Annotated in this window: 17 protein-coding genes; 10 read left to right on the plus strand and 7 right to left on the minus strand. The window is 71.1% G+C overall.

Annotated elements, in window-relative coordinates; genetic code table 11:
- Window positions 1-5: 5 nt before the first annotated feature.
- A complete protein-coding gene (locus tag AACH10_RS17400; RefSeq protein WP_341411727.1) occupies window positions 6-929 on the minus strand; it encodes a branched-chain amino acid transaminase in 924 nt (307 codons plus the stop codon).
- A gap of 340 nt (window positions 930-1,269) precedes the next feature.
- On the opposite strand from AACH10_RS17400, the gene AACH10_RS17405 reads away from it, so the two are divergent.
- Window positions 1,270-1,902: a PEP-CTERM sorting domain-containing protein gene (locus tag AACH10_RS17405; protein WP_341411728.1), complete on the plus strand. Its 633-nt coding sequence runs from the start codon at window positions 1,270-1,272 to the stop codon at window positions 1,900-1,902.
- A gap of 22 nt (window positions 1,903-1,924) precedes the next feature.
- On the opposite strand, the gene AACH10_RS17410 is transcribed toward AACH10_RS17405, so the two are convergent.
- On the minus strand, window positions 1,925-2,347 hold the full coding sequence (locus AACH10_RS17410) for a hypothetical protein (protein WP_341411729.1): 423 nt from the start codon (window positions 2,345-2,347) through the stop codon (window positions 1,925-1,927).
- Window positions 2,348-2,372: 25 nt separating this feature from the next.
- A complete protein-coding gene (gene radA, locus AACH10_RS17415) occupies window positions 2,373-3,734 on the minus strand; it encodes a DNA repair protein RadA (protein WP_341411731.1) in 1,362 nt (453 codons plus the stop codon).
- 87 nt (window positions 3,735-3,821) lie between these two features.
- Between radA and AACH10_RS17420 the strand changes: the two genes are divergently transcribed.
- A complete protein-coding gene (locus tag AACH10_RS17420) occupies window positions 3,822-4,469 on the plus strand; it encodes a LysE family transporter (protein WP_341411732.1) in 648 nt (215 codons plus the stop codon).
- Between the two features lie 65 nt (window positions 4,470-4,534).
- Here AACH10_RS17420 and alr read toward each other — a convergent pair whose 3' ends face one another.
- Entirely contained in the window at window positions 4,535-5,662 is a 1,128-nt protein-coding gene (gene alr / locus AACH10_RS17425) for an alanine racemase (protein ID WP_341411733.1), read from the minus strand.
- Between the two features lie 231 nt (window positions 5,663-5,893).
- On the opposite strand from alr, the gene lplT reads away from it, so the two are divergent.
- A complete protein-coding gene (gene lplT / locus AACH10_RS17430; RefSeq protein WP_341411734.1) occupies window positions 5,894-7,171 on the plus strand; it encodes a lysophospholipid transporter LplT in 1,278 nt (425 codons plus the stop codon).
- On the plus strand, window positions 7,168-8,055 hold the full coding sequence (locus tag AACH10_RS17435; RefSeq protein WP_341411735.1) for a DMT family transporter: 888 nt from the start codon (window positions 7,168-7,170) through the stop codon (window positions 8,053-8,055). Before lplT ends, AACH10_RS17435 begins: the two co-directional genes overlap by 4 nt.
- Window positions 8,056-8,068: 13 nt before the next feature.
- Here the strand turns inward: AACH10_RS17435 and AACH10_RS17440 are convergent, their stop codons facing one another.
- A complete protein-coding gene (locus AACH10_RS17440) occupies window positions 8,069-9,208 on the minus strand; it encodes a response regulator (RefSeq protein ID WP_341411736.1) in 1,140 nt (379 codons plus the stop codon).
- A 146-nt stretch (window positions 9,209-9,354) separates the two neighbouring features.
- Here AACH10_RS17440 and AACH10_RS17445 point away from each other — a divergent pair, with 146 nt between their 5' ends.
- Complete coding sequence (locus tag AACH10_RS17445; protein ID WP_341411737.1) at window positions 9,355-9,849, plus strand: glutathione peroxidase; 495 nt, start codon at window positions 9,355-9,357, stop codon at window positions 9,847-9,849.
- A 96-nt stretch (window positions 9,850-9,945) separates the two neighbouring features.
- Window positions 9,946-11,142 carry an amino acid aminotransferase gene (locus AACH10_RS17450; protein WP_341411738.1) on the plus strand — a complete coding sequence of 399 codons (1,197 nt, stop codon included), beginning with the start codon at window positions 9,946-9,948 and terminating at the stop codon, window positions 11,140-11,142.
- Window positions 11,143-11,247: 105 nt separating this feature from the next.
- Here AACH10_RS17450 and AACH10_RS17455 read toward each other — a convergent pair whose 3' ends face one another.
- Entirely contained in the window at window positions 11,248-12,702 is a 1,455-nt protein-coding gene (locus tag AACH10_RS17455; RefSeq protein WP_341411739.1) for an aldehyde dehydrogenase family protein, read from the minus strand.
- A 97-nt stretch (window positions 12,703-12,799) separates the two neighbouring features.
- On the opposite strand from AACH10_RS17455, the gene AACH10_RS17460 reads away from it, so the two are divergent.
- The gene (locus AACH10_RS17460; protein ID WP_341411740.1) at window positions 12,800-13,762 is read left to right on the plus strand and encodes an ABC transporter permease; all 963 of its coding nucleotides are present in this window, start codon (window positions 12,800-12,802) and stop codon (window positions 13,760-13,762) included.
- Window positions 13,755-14,606, plus strand: a complete 852-nt coding sequence (locus AACH10_RS17465) for an ABC transporter permease (protein WP_341411741.1) — start codon at window positions 13,755-13,757, stop codon at window positions 14,604-14,606. Before AACH10_RS17460 ends, AACH10_RS17465 begins: the two co-directional genes overlap by 8 nt.
- Window positions 14,607-14,609: 3 nt before the next feature.
- Here the strand turns inward: AACH10_RS17465 and AACH10_RS17470 are convergent, their stop codons facing one another.
- Window positions 14,610-15,617: a Bug family tripartite tricarboxylate transporter substrate binding protein gene (locus tag AACH10_RS17470; protein ID WP_341411742.1), complete on the minus strand. Its 1,008-nt coding sequence runs from the start codon at window positions 15,615-15,617 to the stop codon at window positions 14,610-14,612.
- Window positions 15,618-16,075: 458 nt separating this feature from the next.
- Here AACH10_RS17470 and infA point away from each other — a divergent pair, with 458 nt between their 5' ends.
- Window positions 16,076-16,303, plus strand: coding sequence for a translation initiation factor IF-1 (gene infA, locus AACH10_RS17475; protein ID WP_341411743.1), 228 nt, complete (start codon window positions 16,076-16,078; stop codon window positions 16,301-16,303).
- A gap of 125 nt (window positions 16,304-16,428) precedes the next feature.
- Window positions 16,429-18,225, plus strand: a complete 1,797-nt coding sequence (locus tag AACH10_RS17480) for a PHA/PHB synthase family protein (protein WP_341411744.1) — start codon at window positions 16,429-16,431, stop codon at window positions 18,223-18,225.
- The last annotated feature ends 573 nt before the right edge of the window (window positions 18,226-18,798 follow it).

An 18,798-nucleotide genomic window follows, 5' to 3' on the forward strand; every position in this document is an offset into this window, starting at 1 on the left:
GACGATCACACCTTGCTGAGCCACTCGGCGTACTTGGCGTTGCGGCCGTTGACGATGTCGAAGAACGCGGCCTGGATCTTGGTGGTGATCGGGCCACGGCTGCCGATGCCGATCTCGATGCGGTCGAGTTCGCGGATCGGTGTCACCTCGGCGGCGGTGCCGGTGAAGAAGGCTTCGTCGGCGATGTACACCTCGTCGCGCGTGATGCGCTTCTGCACGATCTCCAGGCCCAGGTCCTTGGCGATGTGGAAGATGGTGTTGCGCGTGATGCCGTTCAGGGCGCCGGCCGACAGGTCGGGCGTGTAGATCACGCCGTTCTTGATGACGAAGATGTTCTCGCCCGCGCCTTCCGAGACGAAGCCGCTGGAGTCGAGCAGCAGGGCCTCGTCGTAGCCGTCGTCGGTGGCCTCCATGTTGGCCAGGATGCTGTTGGTGTAGTTGCTCACCGCCTTGGCCTGCGTCATCGTGATGTTGACGTGGTGGCGGGTGTAGCTGCTGGTCTTCACGCGGATGCCGCGCTTCAGGCCCTCTTCACCCAGGTAGGCACCCCAGGCCCAGGCGGCCACCATCACGTGGATGGTGTTGCCCTTGGGGCTGACGCCCAGCTTCTGGTCGCCGATCCAGACCAGCGGACGCAGGTAGCAGCTCTCGAGCTTGTTCTCGCGCACCACGGCCTTCTGCGCATCTTCCAGCTGCTCGATGCTGAAGGGCACCTTCATGCGCAGGATCTTGGCGCTGTTGAGCAGGCGCTCGGTGTGCTCGCGCAGGCGGAAGATGGCGGTGCCGTTGACCGTGTTGTAGGCGCGCACGCCTTCGAAGGCGCCGCAGCCGTAGTGCAGCGTGTGGCTCAGCACGTGGATCTTGGCGTCGCGCCAGTCGACCAGCTGGCCATCCATCCAGATCTTGCCGTCGCGGTCGGACATCGACATGGGGAGCTCTCCTGTGGGGGTATCGGGCGAACCCGGGATTGTAGGCCGCTGGCCGTCGCACCCGGTCCGTGCGGCGCCGCCGGCCGTGGCTGCGGCGCATCGGCGTCGTGCGGGCCGACTTGAGTGCCGCCAGCCTGCCGCGTGCGGCAACTTGTCACGCACACCCACCGCACGGGGGCGCGGCCACCCGCCGCAGCCGCCCGGCGGATGGTGAAGCGGCAATCTGGCACGGACAGGCCCCGCTGTTCTCCCGACACTGCGGCCCGTCGTCGGTGCAGGGCCCCCAGGTCCGCGACGGGCGACCACGCCTCACATCCAGCACACGTCGTCGGGAACCACCATGTCGCACTCACACCGCCTGTTCATCAGCCTGGCTGCCGCCGCCCTGTCGGTGGCCGGCGCCGCCCATGCTGCCAAGCCGGGCAGCAGCCCGGCCGGTGGCACCACGTCCACCAGCAGCGGTCTGTGGACCTGCAGCGTGACGGCCGATGTCAGCGTGGCGGCCAACGCCTGCGCCGGCTTCGTCAGCGGCAACGACCAGCCCGGCAACGTGGCCAGCCTGCTGGCCAGCGCCGGCTGGACCGGCCTGGGCACGCTGACCCAGTACAAGGACACCAATCCGGCCGCCGGCACCACGATGGCCAACGCCGCGCTGGCGCTGTTCGACCTGGTGAAGTCGGGCACCGACGCGAGCCAGGGCACGCTGAACCTGCTGATGAACATCGGCACGCCCTTCGTGCTGACGATCAAGGGCGGCAGCAACTTCGCCGCCTACCGCTATGACCAGGGCCTGAGCGCCGGCAGCCAGCTGTTGGTGGACGTGCCGGGGGCCAACCAGAACGGTCTGTCGCACGTGTCGATCTACGCCAACGCCGGCAGCATCACCAGCGCCGTGCCCGAGCCCGGCAGCTACGCGCTGATGCTGGCCGGTCTGGGTGGCCTGGGCTTCCTGGTGCGCCGCCGCGGCGTCTGACCGCCCGCTGGCCCGCCAAGCGTCAGGCCGGGGGTGGGGCGTCGGCCTCGGGTTCGGCCGGCCGCTGCAGCGTCCAGCGCGCGCAGCGTCCGCCGTCCAGTTCGACGGTGACGGCCACGCCACCGGCGTCGGTCCAGCGGTAGGTCTCGGGCGTGTCGGCCAGCTTCTCGCCCAGGCTGCGCGTCAGGCGGATGATGTCCACCAGGCGCAGGCCGGTGCGCAGCTTGGCATTGAGCATCACCGCGCTGGCCACCTGGCCGACCGGCGCGCCGCCGGCCTCGCGCATCGCGCGCAGCGCGCGGCTGAACTGCAGCAGCAGCCAGAACACCGTGGCCGAGAAGGCCATGGCCACGCCGGGCCAGCCGTACATCACATAGCCGGCCACATGGGCCACCAGCGCGAGCAGCCAACCGAAGGCCGCGGAACCGAGGATCGCCGAGATCATCGGCGGATTGTCGCCGCCGCAGACCTCACAGCCCGCGCACCAGGTCCATGGCCTCGTCGATGCGCTCGACCGCATGCACGGTCAGGCCCTCGATCGGCTTCTTCGGCGCATTGGCCTTGGGCACCAGCGCCACGCTGAAGCCCAGCTTGGCGGCTTCCTTCAGCCGCTCCTGACCGCGCGGCGCGGGCCGCACCTCGCCTGCCAGGCCCACCTCGCCAAAGGCCAGGAAGCCCTGCGGCAGCGCCTTGCCGCGCAAGGATCCCTGGATGGCCAGCAGCACCGCCAGATCGGCCGCCGGCTCGCTGATGCGCACACCGCCGACGGCGTTGACGAACACGTCCTGATCGCCGCACTGCACGCCGGCATGGCGGTGCAGCACGGCCAGCAGCATGGCCAGGCGGTCGCGCTCCAGGCCCACGCTCAGGCGCCGCGGGCTGGGGCCGCCGCTGTCCACCAGGGCCTGGATCTCCACCAGCAGCGGCCGCGTGCCCTCCAGCGTCACCAGCACGCAGCTGCCGGGTACCGGCGCGCCGTGGGTCGACAGGAAGATGGCGCTGGGGTTGCTGACGCCCTTCAGGCCCTTCTCGGTCATCGCGAACACGCCGATCTCGTTGACCGCACCGAAGCGGTTCTTGATCGCGCGCACCAGGCGGTAGCTGCTGTGCGTGTCGCCCTCGAAGTACAGCACCGTGTCGACGATGTGCTCCAGCACGCGAGGGCCGGCGATGGCGCCTTCCTTGGTGACGTGGCCCACCAGCACCATCGCGCAGCCGGTGGCCTTGGCGGTGCGGGTGAGCTGGGCGGCGCATTCGCGCACCTGGGCCACGCTGCCCGGCGCGCTGGTCAGCTGGTCGGAGTACAGCGTCTGGATCGAGTCGATGACGCAGAAGGCCGGCTGCTCGGCGCTCAGCGCGGCCTGGATCTTTTCCAATTGGATCTCGGGCAGCACGCGCAGCTGGCTGCCGGCCAGGCCCAGGCGCCGCGCGCGCAGCGCCACCTGGGCGCCCGACTCTTCGCCGGTGACATACAGCACCTTGACCGCCGAACTCAGCGTCTCGGCCGCCTGCAGCAGCAGCGTGCTCTTGCCGATGCCGGGGTCGCCGCCGATCAGCGTGACGCCGCCGGCCACGATGCCGCCGCCCAGCACGCGGTCGAGCTCGGGTTGGCCGGTGGGCGTGCGCTCGACGTCGGCGGCCTCGATCTCGGCCAGCGTGGCCACCGGCTGCGCCTTGGCCAGGCCCTGGAAGCGGTGGCGGGCGGCGCCGCTGGCCTCGGCCACGGTTTCCTCCAGCGTGTTCCATTCGCCGCACTGCGGGCACTTGCCCAGCCACTTGGGGCTGGTGCCGCCGCAGGCGGTGCAGGTGTACTGGGTCTTTTCCTTGGCCATGGGGCGATTGTCGTTGGCCGTGCGGCCGCGCCGGCCGGCGTGCTACAACCGCGGCCCCTTGTTGCTACGCCACTGGAAGCAGGTGCCATGAGCTGGTCAGTCTGGATTCCGTTCTTCATCGCCACGGTGGCCATCAGCCTGTCGCCCGGCCCCGGTGCGCTGGCGGCCATGGGCGCCGGCCTGTCGCACGGCTTCGCGCGCGGCCAGGCCATCGCCTTCGGCTTGCTGCTCGGCGTGTGGACGCAGACCCTGGTGGTCAGCGTGGGCCTGGGGGCGGTGCTGGCCACCTCGGAGCTGGCGTTCACCCTCGTCAAGTGGGTGGGCGCGGCCTACCTGGTGTGGCTGGGCGTGCAGCAGTGGCGCGCGCCGGCCTTGGGTTTGCGCGTGGCCGCCGCCGCGGGTGAGGCGCAGGGCGAAGCCGCCGCACCGATCGGCCGCGCCGCACTGGTGCTGCGCGGCTGGGGCGTCAATGCGCTGAATCCCAAGGGCACGGTGTTCCTGCTGGCGGTGCTGCCGCAGTTCATCGACACCAGCGCGCCGCTGGCGCCGCAGTACCTGGTGATCGGCCTGACCTTCGGCGTGGTGGAGTGCGCGGTGATGAGCGGCTACGTCGCCCTGGCCAGCCGCCTGCAGGCCGTGCTGGCGGCGCCGCGCCGCATCCGCTGGGTGAACCGCGGCATGGGCAGCCTGTTCGTGGCCGCCGGCACGGCGCTGGCGCTGTTCAAGCGGGCATGACTGGCTGAGGGCCTGATGGCCTGATGGCCTGATAGCCTGGCTCCGTCGCGGGTGCGGCGGGTCGGTCAGCCGCTCAGCGCGTCGGCATCGCCACGCACCGGCACGCGCGGCGCCAGCGCGCACATCAGCTCGTAGCCGATGGTGCCGGCCGCGCGCGCCACCTCGTCGATCGGCAGCCGGCTGCCGCGCGGGCCCTCGCCCCACAGCGTCACCTCGCTGCCGATCTGCGCGCCGGGCACCGGCGTCAGGTCCACCGCCAGCATGTCCATCGACACGCGGCCCACGGTGCGTGTGCGGGTGCCTTCCACCAGCACCGGCGTGCCGGTGGCGCAGTGGCGCGGGTAGCCGTCGGCATAGCCACAGGCCACGATGCCGATGCGCATCGGCTGCTCGGCGGTGAAGGCGCTGCCGTAGCCCACCGTGTCACCCGGCTGCAGCGCCTGCACGCCGATCAGGCGCGAGCGCAGCGTCATCGTCGGGCGCAGGTCCCAGTGGGCGATGTCGTGTTCGGGGAAGTCGGGCGCGCTGCCGTAGCTCAGGATGCCGGCGCGCACCCAGTCGTTGCGCAGGGCTGGCGCGCCAGCGGCGGCCGCGCCCAGGTGGCGCAGGATGGCGGCGCTGTTGGCCAGGCTGCGCTCGCCGGGCAGGTCGTGCGTGGCGGCCTCGAAGGCGGCCACCTGGTGGGCGATGCCGCGCGTGCCGTCGGCGTCGCTGAAGTGGGTCATCAGCGAGATCTCGTCCACCTGCGGCAGCGCGTTCAGCCGCGCCCAGGCGCCGCGGAAGGCGGTGGGCGTGAAGCCCAGGCGGTTCATGCCGCTGTTCATCTTCAGGAACACGCGGTGCGGCTGGTGCGTCTTGTGCGCCGCCAGCCAGTCGATCTGCGCCTCGCAGTGCACGGCGTGCCACAGGTTCAGCCGCGAGCACAGTTCCAGGTCGCGCGGCTCGAAGCAGCCTTCCAGCAGCAGGATCGGGCCGCGCCAGTCCAGGGCACGCAGGCGCTCGGCCTCGGCCAGATCGAGCAGCGCGAAGCCGTCGGCGCCGCGCAGCGCGTCGAACACGCGCTCGATGCCGTGGCCATAGGCATTGGCCTTCACCACCGCCCAGACGCGGGCATCGGGGGCCAGTGCGCGGGCGCGGCCCAGGTTGTGCGCCAGTGCGCCAGGGTGGATCAGGGCTTCGATCGGACGGGGCACGGGCAGCACTCGGGGCAGGGACGGCGCCGGCGATTCTGCCAGCCGGCGGTGTGCCTTCCGGGGACAGGCGGGCGACAGTGGCGACAGGGCCGCGTGCTATAACCCCGCCGCACCCGGCCAGGCCCGGCCCTGTTTGCGGCTTGGGGCCCTGATGCGGTGCAGCATGATGGTGTGCGGCAGTGGAGACCTGCCGGCGAACGAAGGACTGTTGGGGCGCTTCCCGCGCGGCGGATGAAAAAAGGTTTCTACACCATCATGTCAGCGCAGTTCTTCAGCTCGCTGGCTGACAACGCGCTGCTCGTGGCCGCCATCGAGCTGCTGCGCCATGCGCAGGCGCCTGCCTGGCAGATCCCGGCGCTGACGCCGATGTTCGCGCTGTTCTACGTGGTGCTGGCGCCGTTCGTCGGTGCCTTTGCGGATGCCGTGCCCAAGGGCCGGGTGATGTTCGTCAGCAACTCCATCAAGGTGGTGGGCTGCCTGATGATGCTGTTTGGCGGCCATCCGCTGCTGGCCTACGCGGTGGTGGGCCTGGGTGCCGCGGCGTACTCGCCGGCCAAGTACGGCATCCTCACCGAGCTGCTGCCGCCGTCGCAGCTGGTCAAGGCCAATGGCTGGATCGAGGGGCTGACCATCGCCTCGGTGATCCTGGGCATCGTGCTCGGCGGCCAGCTGGTGGGGCCGAAGCTGTCGCCGGTGCTGCTGGGCTTCGACCTGCCGGGCTTCGACACCGGGGTCGACACCGCACCCGAGGCCGCCATCGCGGTGATGGTGGGCATCTACATCCTGGCGGCGGTGTTCAACCTGTACATCCCGCGCACCGACGCCACGCTGCAGCCGCTGGCCGGCAACCCGCTGACGCTGCTGCGCGACTTCACCGACTGCAACGCCCGCCTGTGGCGCGACAAGCTGGGCCAGATCTCGCTGGCCACCACCACGGTGTTCTGGGGCTTCGGCGGCAACCTGCGCATCATCGTGTTCCCCTGGGCGGCCGCCGCGCTGGGCTACACCACCACGCAGGCGTCGAACCTGGCCGGCGTGGTCTCGGTGGGCGTGGCCGCCGGCGCGGTGTGGGCCTCGGCCCGCATGCGGCTGGACAAGGCCACCGGCGTGATCCCGCTGGGCATCGCGATGGGCCTGCTGACCATCGGCCTGAATGGCATCCGTGACATCTGGGTGGCCGTGCCCTTCCTGCTGCTGCTGGGCGCCGCCGGCGGCTACCTGGTGGTGCCGATGAATGCGCTGCTGCAGCACCGCGGCCACAACCTGATGGGCGCCGGCCGGTCGATCGCGGTGCAGAACTTCAACGAGCAGGCCTGCATCCTGGCCATCGGCGCGTTCTACACGGGCCTGACCAAGCTAGGCTTCTCGGCCTTCATCGCCATCGCGGCGCTGGGCACGGTGGTGGCCGGCACGATGCTGGTGATCCGCCAGTGGCACCAGCGCAACCTGGTCGAGCACCGCGACGAGGTCGAGCGTCTGCTGGCGATCGCCCGCAGCGACAAGCATTGAGCGGGGGGCTCCCGCCCCGCGCGCTGGCTGCGCTGGCGCTGCTGTTCAACGCCTTCACCTGGGGCGTGAGCTGGTGGCCGTTCCGGGCCATGGCCGGGCTGGGCCTGCACGCGCTGTGGCTGACCGTGATCGCCTTCGGCGCGGCCTCGGTGATCCTGGTGCTGCGCCGGCCCGCCGCGCTGGGCGAGCTGCTGCGCACGCCGGTGCTGTGGGTGCTGGTGGCGGGCGCCGGCACCACCAATGCCTGCTTCAACTGGGCGGTGAGCATCGGCGACGTGGTGCGCGTGGTGCTGCTGTTCTACCTGATGCCGCTGTGGACGGCGCTGCTGTCACGCCTGCTGCTGGGCGAGCGCATCAGTGCCCGCGGCGCACTGCGCGTGGCCATGGCGCTGGCGGGGGCGGCCACCGTGCTGTGGCCGGCCGGCAATGCCGCACAGGCCTGGGCCGGCGTGGGCCTGGCCGATGGTCTGTCGGTGCTGGGCGGCTTCAGCTTCGCGCTGAACAACGTGATGCTGCGCCGCGAGGCGCACCGCAGCGAGTCGGCGCGTGCGCTGGCCATGTTCGCCGGCGGTGCCATCGTGGCCGGTGGGCTGGCGTTGCTGCTCACCCAGGCCGGCCGGGTGCCGGCCCCGCCGCCGGTGGCGGCCGGCTGGCTGCTGGCGGCCACGGCGCTGGCCGGCTGGTTCCTGCTGGCCAACCTGTCGCTGCAGTACGGCGCGGCGCGCCTGCCGGCCAACACCACCTCGGTGATCATGGTCAGCGAGGTGGTGTTCGCCAGCGTCTCGGCGCTGGCGCTGGGCGCCGGTGCGCTGGACGCGCGCACCGCCGCCGGCGCGGTGTTGATCGTGGGTGCGGCACTGCTGGCCGCCTGGCAGCGCGACTGACGCTGGCGCCGGCCTACAGCCGCGGGCGCGGCTGCGCGGTGGACTGCGCCAGCGTGCGTTCGACTGGCGCCTGGCGGGTGAAGCCGTGGCGGCGCATCAGCCGGTCGAGCGCGCCGACGTCCAGCGGCTTGGCCAGGAAGGCCTCGGCGCCGGCCAGCGTGCCACGCACCTGGTCGACCGGCTCGTGGAAGGCCGAGACCATCACCACCGCCGGCGGGCGGCCGCCGGGATGCACCAGCTGGTGGCGGATGCGGTGGCACAGCGTGAGCCCGTCGACGTGGCTGGGCGGCCCCAGGTCGACATCGAGGAACACCAGGCCGTAGGGCTGGTGGGTCAGCAGGTCGAGTGCCCGCTCGCTGTCGCGGGCGGCATCGGTCACCAGGCCATAGGGTTCGAGCTCGCGGCGCAGGAAGTGCAGCGCCACCTCGCTGTCGTCCACCAGCAGCGCGCGGCGCAGCACGTCGGGCCGCAGTGCGGCCTCGCGCCGGCGGCGGCGCGCCTCGCTGGCCAGCTGGCTGGGTGACGGCGTGGTGGCGGTCGGGCTGCGGTCATTGGCGCGGCGACCGGCATGCGGCGGGATCAGCGCGGCCGGCGAGCCGATGGTGCGCAGCGCGCCGGGCGCCAGCGGATCGCCGAACAGGCTGGCCGGCAGCGTGGGCAGGGTGGCCGTGCTCATCGGCGAGGCCGGGGCCGCTGCCGGGGTGGCTGCCGGTGTGGCGGCTGCGGCATCGCGATGGGCCAGTGCGCCGGGCACGGTGCCGGGGAAGTCCAGCGTCTGCGTGGCGCCGAAGCCCGAGCGCTGGGTGGGCGCGAAGGCCCGGGCCGTGTCGGCCGGCCGGTTGAAGTGCCGCACCAGCAGCGCGTCCAGCTCGCGCAGCACATGGGCCGGGTTGATCGGCCGCATCATCCAGCCGGCGGCGTCGCCCGAACCGTGGGCGCCGACGTACACCGCGTCCTGCGTGCGGCCCAGCTCCTGCAGCAGGGCCAGCGCGCCGGGTTGTTCGGCGTCGACCACCACGAGGTCGGCGTCGTCGATGGCCAGCACCTGCGCGTAGCTGGGTTGGCGTTGGGCGGTGAGCTGGAAATACGACACCAGCGCACTGCGCTCGAATTCACTGAATCCGAGGATGGCAATGCGGACGGGCGAGGGCACGGTGAACAGTCTCCCTGGGTGTTTGCAGCCATCCTGGGTGGCCGCTCCGCCAGCGTCAATGCAGGGGCGCGGCGGAACTAGGGATAACATGCCGCAAACGTTGTCAACTGCGGCACCGAAGCGCAGGACTCTTGCCAAGGATCAACATGAGCAGCGCCTCGTCGATCGCCGACTTCACCGCCCAGGACATCACCGGCAAGACCGTGAAGCTGTCCTCGCTGGCCGGTCAGGTGGTGCTGGTGGTCAACACGGCCAGCAAGTGCGGCTTCACGCCGCAGTTCGAGGGCCTGGAATCGCTGTGGCAGCGGTTTCGCGACCGCGGTCTGGTGGTCATCGGCTTTCCGAGCAACGAGTTCGGCCGTCAGGACCCCGGCAGCAATGACGAGATCGCCTCGTTCTGCCAGCTGAACTACGGGGTCAGCTTCCCGATGATGGCCAAGGTCGAGGTCAATGGCGACGGGGCCCATCCGCTGTTCCAGTGGCTCAAGACCGAGGCGCCGGGCCTCCTGGGCAGCAAGGCGATCAAGTGGAACTTCACCAAGTTCCTGGTCGGCCGTGACGGCCGCGTGATCCGCCGCTACGCGCCGCAGGACGCGCCGGACAAGTTGGCGGGCGACATCGAGCAGGCGCTGGGCGCCTGAGCGCCTGAACGTCCTGGGCCGCGGTGGCCGCCCGCCGCACCCGCGCGGCGCGCGCCGATAATTCCCGGCTCTTTGTCGAGCCTGGAGCCCTTGTCGATGTTCGAGCACATCCAGCCCTATGCGGGCGACCCGATCTTTGCCGTCGTGGCGGCCTTCCAGGCCGATGCGCGGCCGCACAAGGTCAACCTGTCGATCGGCATCTATTTCGACGAGGAAGGCCGCCTGCCGGTGCTGCCCAGCGTGCAGCAGGCCGAGGCGCGCATCCTGGCCGAGGGCGGCGCCAAGGGCTACCTGCCGATGGAAGGCGACGCTGGCTGCCGCGCCGAGGTGGCCAAGCTGCTGCTGGGCCCCGGACACGCCGCCATCGCCGCGAACCGCGTGGCCACGATCCAGACCGTGGGCTCGTCCGGCGGCCTGAAGGTGGGCGCCGATTTCCTCAAGACCTGGCTGCCCGGATCGGCGGTGTGGGTCAGCGACCCGACCTGGGACAACCACCGCTCGATGTTCGAGGGCAGCGGCTTCCAGGTGAACTCCTACCCGTACTACGACGCGGCCACCGGCGGCCTGCGCTTCGACGAGATGCTGGCCTGCCTGCGCGGCCTGCCGGCGCGCAGCATCGTGCTGCTGCACGCCTGCTGCCACAACCCCACCGGCGTGGACCTGAGCCGCGAGCAGTGGCAGGCGCTGATCCCGGTGCTGCGCGAGCGTGAACTGCTGCCCTACCTCGACCTGGCCTACCAGGGCTATGGCGACGGCATCGCCGAGGATGCCTACGCCGTGCGCGCGCTGGCCGATGCGGGCCTGACCTTCTTCGTGGCCAACAGCTTCTCCAAGAGCATGAGCGTGTACGGCGAGCGCTGCGGCGCGCTCAGCGCCGTGTGTGCCACCGCGGCCGAGGCCGATCTGGTGCTGGGCCAGCTGAAGTTCACCGTGCGCCGCATCTACTCCAGCCCGGCCATCCATGCCGGCAAGCTGGTGGCCAAGGTGTTGGGCGAGGCCGACCTGCGCGCGCAGTGGGAGGGCGAGGTGGCCCAGATGCGCGAGCGCATCGCCGGCATGCGCCGCGCGCTGCACGACGCGCTGGTGGCGCGCCTGCCCGGCCGCGACTTCGGCTACCTGCTCAGCCAGCGCGGCATGTTCAGCTACACCGGCATGACCCAGCAGCAGGTGCAGCGCCTGCGCGACGAGCACGCGGTGTACCTGATCGCCTCGGGCCGCATGTGCGTGGCGGGCCTGAGCCGCGCCAATGTCGAGCGCGTGGCCGACGGCATGGCGGCGGTGTTGAAGGGCTGACGGGCACCCGGCCCCGCGGGTACGCGGGTCCACCCGCCGGGCGGGTGCGGGCCCGCTTGGGAGCGGCCCGGCGCTCGGCCCGCGGCCCTCTGCGGTGACGCTGGATCAGTCGTGCTTGATCGCGATGGTTTTCAGTGAGGAAAAACCGTACAGCGCCTCGAAGCCCTTCTCGCGGCCATGGCCCGAGTGCTTGACGCCGCCAAACGGCAGCTCGATGCCGCCGCCCGCGCCGTAGTTGTTGATGAAAACCTGGCCGCAGTGCAGCTTGCGCGCCATGCGCAGCTGGCGGCCGCCGTCGCGCGTCCACACGCCGGCCACCAGGCCGTAATTGGTGCCGTTGGCGATCTTCAGCGCCTCGGCCTCGCCGTCGAAGGGGATCATCACCTGCACCGGGCCGAAGATTTCTTCCTGCGCCAGGCGGTGGTCGGCGCTGGCCGGGGCCAGCAGCGTGGGCGCCACATAGCAGCCGCCTGCGGGCAGGTCGGCCGGCAGCGTGGCCTGGCCGGCGATGGCCAGGCCGGTGTCGCGCGCCACGGCCAGGAAGCCTTCGACGATCTCGCGCTGGCGCGGCGAGATCACCGGGCCCACGTCCAGGTCGCTCATCGCCGGGCCCACGCGCAGTGCGTTGTAGCGCTCGGCCATGCGGCGCTTCACTTCCTCGAACACCGGGCGCTCGACCAAGATGCGGCTGGCCGCCGAGCAGGTCTGGCCGCAGTTCTGGATGCCGGCATTCACCAGGAAGGGCAAGGCCGCGTCCAGGTCGGCATCGGCGAACACGATCTGCGGGCTCTTGCCGCCCAGCTCCAGCGTGACGGGGATGGTGTTCTGCGCTGCCGCGGTCTGGATCATCTGGCCCACGGCCACCGAGCCGGTGAACGACAGGTGCGCCACGCCGCGGTGGTGGCTGAGCGCCGCGCCGGCCTCCTCGCCCAGGCCCGGCACGATGTTGATGGCGCCGGCCGGGAAGCCCGCGGCCTCGGCCAGCCGGCCGAACATCAGCGCGGTGAGGCAGGCTTCTTCGGCCGGCTTCAGCACGCAGGCATTGCCCATGGCCAGCGCCGCGCCCACCGAGCGGCCGATGATCTGCATCGGGTAGTTCCAGGGCACGATGTGGCCGGTGACGCCATGCGGCTCGCGCAGCGTCAGCGCGGTGTAGCCATTGGCGAACGGGATCGTCTCGCCATGCACCTTGTCGGCCGCGCCGCCGTAGAACTCCAGGTAGCGCGCCATGGCCACCGCATCGGCGCGGGCCTGCTTGAGCGGCTTGCCCACGTCCAGTGCCTCCAGGCGGGCCAGCTCGTCGGCCTGCTCCAGCACCAGCGCGCTCATCTTCAGCATCAGGCGGCCGCGTTCGGCGGCGGTCAGGCGGCCCCAGTCGCCGTCCAGCGCGGCCTGGGCGGCCTGCACCGCGGCGTCCACGTCGGCGGCCGTGCCGCGGGCGATCTCGGTCAGCAGGCTGCCGTCGCTGGGGTTCAGCAGCGGCAGGGTCTCGCCGCTGGCGGCGGGGCGCCATTGCCCGCCGATCAGCAGTTGGCGGGTGTCGAATCCGATCGTCGTCATCGTGGGTCTCCTCGGGTCAGCCGGGTTCTTCGGGCATCATAGGTTTCATGATGGTTTCCGATTCGCGCCGCGCTGCCGGGCGAGACTGCACCAAAGCATGAGCGTTTTCCTGGCGAAGCGCCTGGCCACGCTGCTGGCCACGCTGGCGGTGGCCTCGGTGCTGGTTTTCGCGGTGCTCGAGCTGCTGCCGGGCAACGTGGCGCAGGTGATCCTGGGCGAGACGGCCACGCCCGAGGCCGTGGCCGCGCTGGAGAAGAAGCTGGGCCTGGACCAGCCGCCGCTCACGCGCTACCGCCACTGGATCGGCGGCCTGCTGTCGGGCCGCACGGCCGCCAGCTACAGCTACGGCACGCCCACGGCCGAGCTGATCGTCGAGCGCCTGCAGGTCACCGTGCCGCTGGCCACGCTGGCCATGGCGCTGACCACCGTGCTGGCGCTGGCACTCGGCATCTACGCCGCCGCGCGCCACCGCAAGGCGGGCGACCTGGGCGTGATGGCGCTCAGCCAGCTGGGCATCGCCATTCCGAACTTCTGGTTCGCCATCCTGCTGATCCTGGCCTTCGCGGTGAAGCTGCAGTGGTTCAGCGCCGGCGGCTTTCCGGGCTGGACCGAGGACGACGGTGGCGGCCTGTGGGACGGCCTGCAGTCGCTGCTTCTGCCGGCCGTGGCGCTGGCCGTGGTGCAGGCCGCCATCCTGGCGCGCGTGACGCGCTCGGCCGTGGTGGACGTGATGCGCGAGGACTTCGTGCGCACCGCGCGCGCCAAGGGCCTGTCGGCGCGCGCCACGCTGTGGCGGCATGTGCTGCGCAACGCGATGATCCCGGTGCTCACCATCATGGGCCTGCAGTTCGCCAACCTGATCACCGGCACCATCGTGGTCGAGAACGTGTTCGTGCTGCCCGGCATCGGCCGCCTGGTGTTCCAGGCGATTGCCAACCGCGACCTGGTGGTGGTGCGCGACGTGGTGATGCTGCTGGTGGCCGTGGTGGTGATCGTGAACTTCGTCGTCGACGTGCTGTATGCGCTGGTCGATCCGCGCCTGAAGGCCAGTGATGCATAGCCCCGCCGCTCCTTCGTTCGCGCAGCGCGCGCTGCGCCACCCCAGCTTCCTGATCGGCGCGCTGCTGTCGGGCCTGCTGGCTGCCGCCGCGTTGCTGTCGCTGTTCTGGTCGCCCTACCCGCCGGCCGAGATCGACATCCCCAACAAGCTGGCGCCGCCGTCGGCCGCGCATTGGCTGGGTACCGACAGCCTGGGCCGCGACCTGTTCAGCCAGCTGCTGGTGGGGGCGCAGAACTCCATCGTGGTGGGCGTGGTGGCCGTGGGCATCGGCGTGCTGGCGGGCGTGGCGCTGGGCGCGCTGGCTTCGGCGCGGCGCGGCTGGGTGGAGGAACTGGTGATGCGCTTCGCCGACTTCACCTTCGCCTTCCCGGCCTTGCTGACGGCCATCATGCTGGGCGCGATCTACGGGCCGGGCCTGCTCACCGGCATCGTGGCCATCGGCATCTTCAACGTGCCGGTGTTCGCGCGCATCACGCGCGGCGCGGCCAATGCGGTGTGGGCGCGCGAGTACGTGTTGGCCTCGCGCGCCGCGGGCTTCGGCCCCTGGCGCATCACGCTGGACCATGTGCTGCCCAACATCGCCAGCGTGCTGATCGTGCAGGCCACGATCTCGTTCGCCACCGCCATCCTGGCCGAGGCCGCGCTCAGCTACCTGGGCCTTGGCACGCAGCCGCCGCAACCCAGCTGGGGTCGCATGCTCAACGAGGCACAGACCCAGCTGTTCGCCGCGCCGATGCTGGCGGTGTGGCCGGGCATGGCGATCGCGTTGAGCGTCCTGGGGCTGAACCTGATGGGCGACGGGCTGCGGGATTTGCTCGACCCGCGCCTGGCCCGCCGCCGTTGAGGCTTACTGAGGAACGAAGCCCGTGGCCTTGATCACTTTCGCCCAGGCCGCGCTGTAGGCCCGCTCCTTGGCGCTGAACTGCGCGCCGGGCACGAAGCCCACCGTCAGGCCCATGGCGGTCAGGCGTTCCTTCACGTCGGGCAGGGCCACCACCTTGGCCAGCGCGGCCGAGAAGGCATCGGTCACCGGCTTGGGCGTGCCGGCCGGGGCGAACACGCCGTAGAACGGCAGGTCCTCGAAGCCGGGCAGGCCCAGTTCGGCCAGCGTGGGCACGTCGGGCAGCTGGGCCTGGCGCTTGTCGCCCATCACCGCCACCACGCGCAGCTTGCCGTGGCGGTGGTTCTCGATGAAGTCGGGGATCGAGCCCAGGCCGGCGGCGATCTGGTTGCCCAGCATGTCGGCCATCATCGGCGCGCTGCCGCGGTAGGGCGCGGCCACGAGGTCGAGCTTGTACTTCTCGGCCACCACCTTGACCAGGAACTCGGGCACCGAAGCCGGTGCCGGGATGCCCACCGCGCCCTTGCCGTTGCCGGTGTTCTTCACCCAGGCCACGTACTCGGCCATGGTCTTGGCCGGCGTGCCACCCGAGACCGCCCAGGCGTTGGCGAAGGTGGCGAAGCCGGCCACCGGGGTGAAGTCGTGCGCGGTGTCGAAGCCGGGCGTCTTGACCACCAGCGGCAGGATCGACACGGTGTGGTCGTGGGTCAGGAAGAAGGTGCTGCCGTCGGCCGGCGCGCTTTTCAGCGCCTGCGCCGCCAGCTGGCCGCCGGCGCCGGGCTTGTTCTCCACCAGCACGTTGGCGCCGCCCAGCTCGTCCTTGAGCTTCTCGGCCAGCAGGCGGGCGATGGCGTCGGTGCCGCCGCCGGCCGGAAAGCCCACCAGCAGCCGCACGGTGCGGCCGCTCTGGGCCTGCGCGGCCTGCGGCAGCGCGGCGAAGGCCGTGGCGGCGACCGCCAGGGCGGACAGGGACAGTTGCAGCAGCGAGCGGCGGCGGGGCAGGCGGAACGACATGGGGCAGGGCTCCTGGGCGGCGGGGGCTGGAATTGACGGCGACAAGGCGCGACAAGGCGCGAAAACGCCGAGGATAGCGGCAGCGCGGCCCGGTTGCAGCCACCGCACAACACCGAATCGGGCCTTGCGGGTACAATCGTGGGTTGGTCGGAGGGTGCCACATGTGGCGCGGGCGCAGTGCCCGGGCCGGTCTGTCGCCCAACCACCCAAACGTCGCACCCGAACGTCGCGCCGCACCGGGGCCCCGCCAGCGAGGCACCCGGCGCCCTGCGCGAACCTGCCGCCCCCAGCCAGGGCCCCCAGGTCGCCGGCCCATCGCCATGGGGCTGGCCGCAGGTGGCGACTGTGGTTGAGAGATTCATCGTCCGCGCCGGGCTGTGGTCTGGTGGCGGTTGCGTTCCCCGGTTTGCGCCGCGCCCTCGGGCCGGCCCTGAATTCACCTTTCCCAGGATCCGTTGATGGCCAAGGAAGAACTGATTGAAATGCGTGGCACCGTGCTCGAGGTGCTGCCCGACTCGCGTTACCGCGTCAAGCTCGAGAACGGCCATGAGCTGGTGGCCTACTCGGCCGGCCGCATGAAGAAGAACCACATCCGCATCCTGGCGGGCGACGCGGTGTCGCTGGAGCTGTCGGCTTACGACCTCAGCAAGGGCCGCATCACCTTCCGCCACCTGGATCGCCGCTGATCCAGGCCTGCGGCCTGCCGCCGCTTGCGGCAGGTCAAGACCGGCGCGGGGCCGACATGCGCCGGTGACTTTCGCGTGCTATCTCTACGGTTTGTCGATCCGACGGCCCCACGAACGAGCACGCGATGAGCCCCAATCCCCCCCCGCTGCAACTCGACGCCCCCGCCGACGAGGCCCAGAGCCGCGCCGCCGCAGCCGCCTTTGACAGCGCCTTCCACGCCCGCATGGCGCCGCTGTGGGGCGGGTTGTCGCCGATCTCGCTGGCGCTGGCCACGATGGACTGGGGCCTGCACCTGGCCACGCAGCCGGCGCAGTCGATGCAGCTGGCGCTGCGCGCCGGCCAGGCCGCCGCGCGCTGGTGGACCGACCACCTCACCCAGCGCGACCTGAATGGCGATGCCGGCGCCGCCGCCGGCCGGCCGGAAGACCTGCGCTTTTCCAACCCCGCCTGGCAGCGCTGGCCCTACGCGCCGATGGTGCGCGCCTACCTGGGCGCCGAGCAGTGGTGGCGTGAGGCCGCCAGCCTGCGCGGCATGGCGCCGCACCACCAGGAGATGGCGCGCGTGTTCGCGCGCCAGTGGCTGGACCTGCTGAGCCCGGCCAACGCCGGCCTGGCCAACCCCGAGGTGCTGCAGCGCACGCTGGCCAGCGGTGGCGCCAACCTGGCCCAGGGCCTGGGCAATGCGCTGGACGAATGGCGCGTGCGCCACGGCCTCGACCCGCTGCACCCGCCCGAGCGCCCCTACCAGCCCGGCGTGGACGTGGCCATCACGCCCGGCCAGGTGGTGCACCGCAATGCGCTGGTGGAGCTGATCCAGTACGCCCCGGCCACGCCCAGCGTGCACGCCGAGCCGGTGTTCATCGTGCCCAGCTGGATCATGAAGTACTACATCCTCGACCTCTCGCCCGAGAACTCGATGGTGAAGTGGCTGGTCGATCAGGGCCACACGGTGTTCATCCTGTCGTGGCGCAACCCCGACGAGGGCGACGCGCTGCTGGACATGGCCGACTACCTGGAACTGGGCATCTTCGACTGCCTGGCCGCCATCGCCCAGCGCGTGCCGGGCGAGGCCGTGCACGCCGCCGGCTACTGCCTGGGCGGCACGCTGCTGTCGATCGCCGCCGCGGCGCTGGCGCGGCCCGGCGCGGTGGCCAACGCCGAGCAATTGCCCCGGCTGGCCAGCGTGTCGATGCTGGCGGCCGAGACCGACTTCTCCGAGCCCGGCGAGATGGGCGTGCTGATCGACGAGAGCCAGGTGGCGCTGCTGGAGGACATGATGGCCGAGCGCGGCTTCCTCACCGGCCCGCAGATGGCCGGCAGCTTCCAGTTCCTGCACTCGCGCGAGCTGATCTGGAGCGCCAAGCTGCGCGAGGTGTGGCTGGGCGAGCGCCTGCGCCCGAACGATCTGATGGCCTGGAACGCCGACGTCACGCGCATGCCGGCGGCCATGCACAGTGAGTACCTGCGCCGCTGCTACCTGCGCAACGAGCTGGCCGAGAGCCGCTACCCGGTGGAAGGCCGGCCGGTGGCGCTGGCCGACATCCGCACGCCGATCTTCCTGGTGGGCACCGAGAAGGACCATGTGTCGCCGTGGAAGTCGGTCTACAAGCTGCACCGCCTGACCGACACCGAGCTGACCTTCGTGCTGACCAACGGCGGGCACAACGCCGGCATCGTGTCGGAGCCGGGGCATGCCGGGCGGCACTACGCGATGCGCACCAAGGTGGCGGATGGGGCCTGGGTGCCGCCAGAGGAATGGGCGTCGGGCGCTGAGCGGCACGAGGGCTCTTGGTGGACGGCGTGGCATGGCTGGCTGCTGGGGCATGGCAGTGGGCGCACCGTGCCGGGGCGGGTGATCGACGCTGGCGATGCCTTGTGCGCGGCGCCGGGCGAGAACGTGCTGGTTCGGTACAACGACTGACCTCTGGCGCTTGGCTGGCGTTGCCCATGGCTCTGGGCAGCGCGCCGGGAATTCGCCCCGGCGGGCGACCCACTTTCTTTTCGCGAAAAGAAAGTGGGCAAAGAAAGCGCTCTCCAAACCTTCCGACACCACCTCGCGCTTGAAGCGCATCGAGGCGGGCACCTCGCCCGCCCGGCGGGCTCGAACATAGCCGGCCGGGCAGGCCACGGATCACTCCACGGCCGTGCCCCCCCGATCAAGACTTGCGCGCGGAACGCCGCAGGGCACGGCAGTTGCCAGAGCCCCACCATGCGACAGCCCTGCCATCGGCGGCAGCGCCTCCGTCACCCCGCCCTTGTTCGGCAGCCTGTTCGAGCCCGCTTGGCGGGCGAGGCGCCCGCCTGGGTGGTGGGGGAGCAGCAGGGCGTGTTCGGAAAGTTTGGAAGCGCTTCTTTGGGTCCTTTCTTGTCGCGACTGTTCAGACCGATGACATAGGTAACACCTGTGCCAGGACATGGGTAACGCTTTCGAGGCTGAAGCCAACGGAAGAGCCCATGGTCTGGACGGAGAGAAATACCGTGTCCCTGCGCGAGG

This window comes from Pseudaquabacterium inlustre (assembly GCF_038066595.1).
In the GTDB taxonomy this organism is placed as follows: domain Bacteria; phylum Pseudomonadota; class Gammaproteobacteria; order Burkholderiales; family Burkholderiaceae_C; genus Pseudaquabacterium; species Pseudaquabacterium inlustre.

Excerpts from the sequence above, each read along its gene's own strand:
- AACH10_RS17400 (WP_341411727.1), bottom strand. The coding sequence starts at position 929 with ATGTCGATGTCCGACCGCGACGGCAAGATCTGGATGGATGGCCAGCTG.
- AACH10_RS17405 (WP_341411728.1), top strand. The coding sequence starts at position 1,270 with ATGTCGCACTCACACCGCCTGTTCATCAGCCTGGCTGCCGCCGCCCTG.
- AACH10_RS17410 (WP_341411729.1), bottom strand. The coding sequence starts at position 2,347 with ATGATCTCGGCGATCCTCGGTTCCGCGGCCTTCGGTTGGCTGCTCGCG.
- radA (WP_341411731.1), bottom strand. The coding sequence starts at position 3,734 with ATGGCCAAGGAAAAGACCCAGTACACCTGCACCGCCTGCGGCGGCACC.
- AACH10_RS17420 (WP_341411732.1), top strand. The coding sequence starts at position 3,822 with ATGAGCTGGTCAGTCTGGATTCCGTTCTTCATCGCCACGGTGGCCATC.
- lplT (WP_341411734.1), top strand. The coding sequence starts at position 5,894 with ATGAAAAAAGGTTTCTACACCATCATGTCAGCGCAGTTCTTCAGCTCG.
- AACH10_RS17445 (WP_341411737.1), top strand. The coding sequence starts at position 9,355 with ATGAGCAGCGCCTCGTCGATCGCCGACTTCACCGCCCAGGACATCACC.
- AACH10_RS17450 (WP_341411738.1), top strand. The coding sequence starts at position 9,946 with ATGTTCGAGCACATCCAGCCCTATGCGGGCGACCCGATCTTTGCCGTC.
- AACH10_RS17455 (WP_341411739.1), bottom strand. The coding sequence starts at position 12,702 with ATGACGACGATCGGATTCGACACCCGCCAACTGCTGATCGGCGGGCAA.
- AACH10_RS17460 (WP_341411740.1), top strand. The coding sequence starts at position 12,800 with ATGAGCGTTTTCCTGGCGAAGCGCCTGGCCACGCTGCTGGCCACGCTG.
- AACH10_RS17465 (WP_341411741.1), top strand. The coding sequence starts at position 13,755 with ATGCATAGCCCCGCCGCTCCTTCGTTCGCGCAGCGCGCGCTGCGCCAC.
- AACH10_RS17470 (WP_341411742.1), bottom strand. The coding sequence starts at position 15,617 with ATGTCGTTCCGCCTGCCCCGCCGCCGCTCGCTGCTGCAACTGTCCCTG.
- infA (WP_341411743.1), top strand. The coding sequence starts at position 16,076 with ATGGCCAAGGAAGAACTGATTGAAATGCGTGGCACCGTGCTCGAGGTG.
- AACH10_RS17480 (WP_341411744.1), top strand. The coding sequence starts at position 16,429 with ATGAGCCCCAATCCCCCCCCGCTGCAACTCGACGCCCCCGCCGACGAG.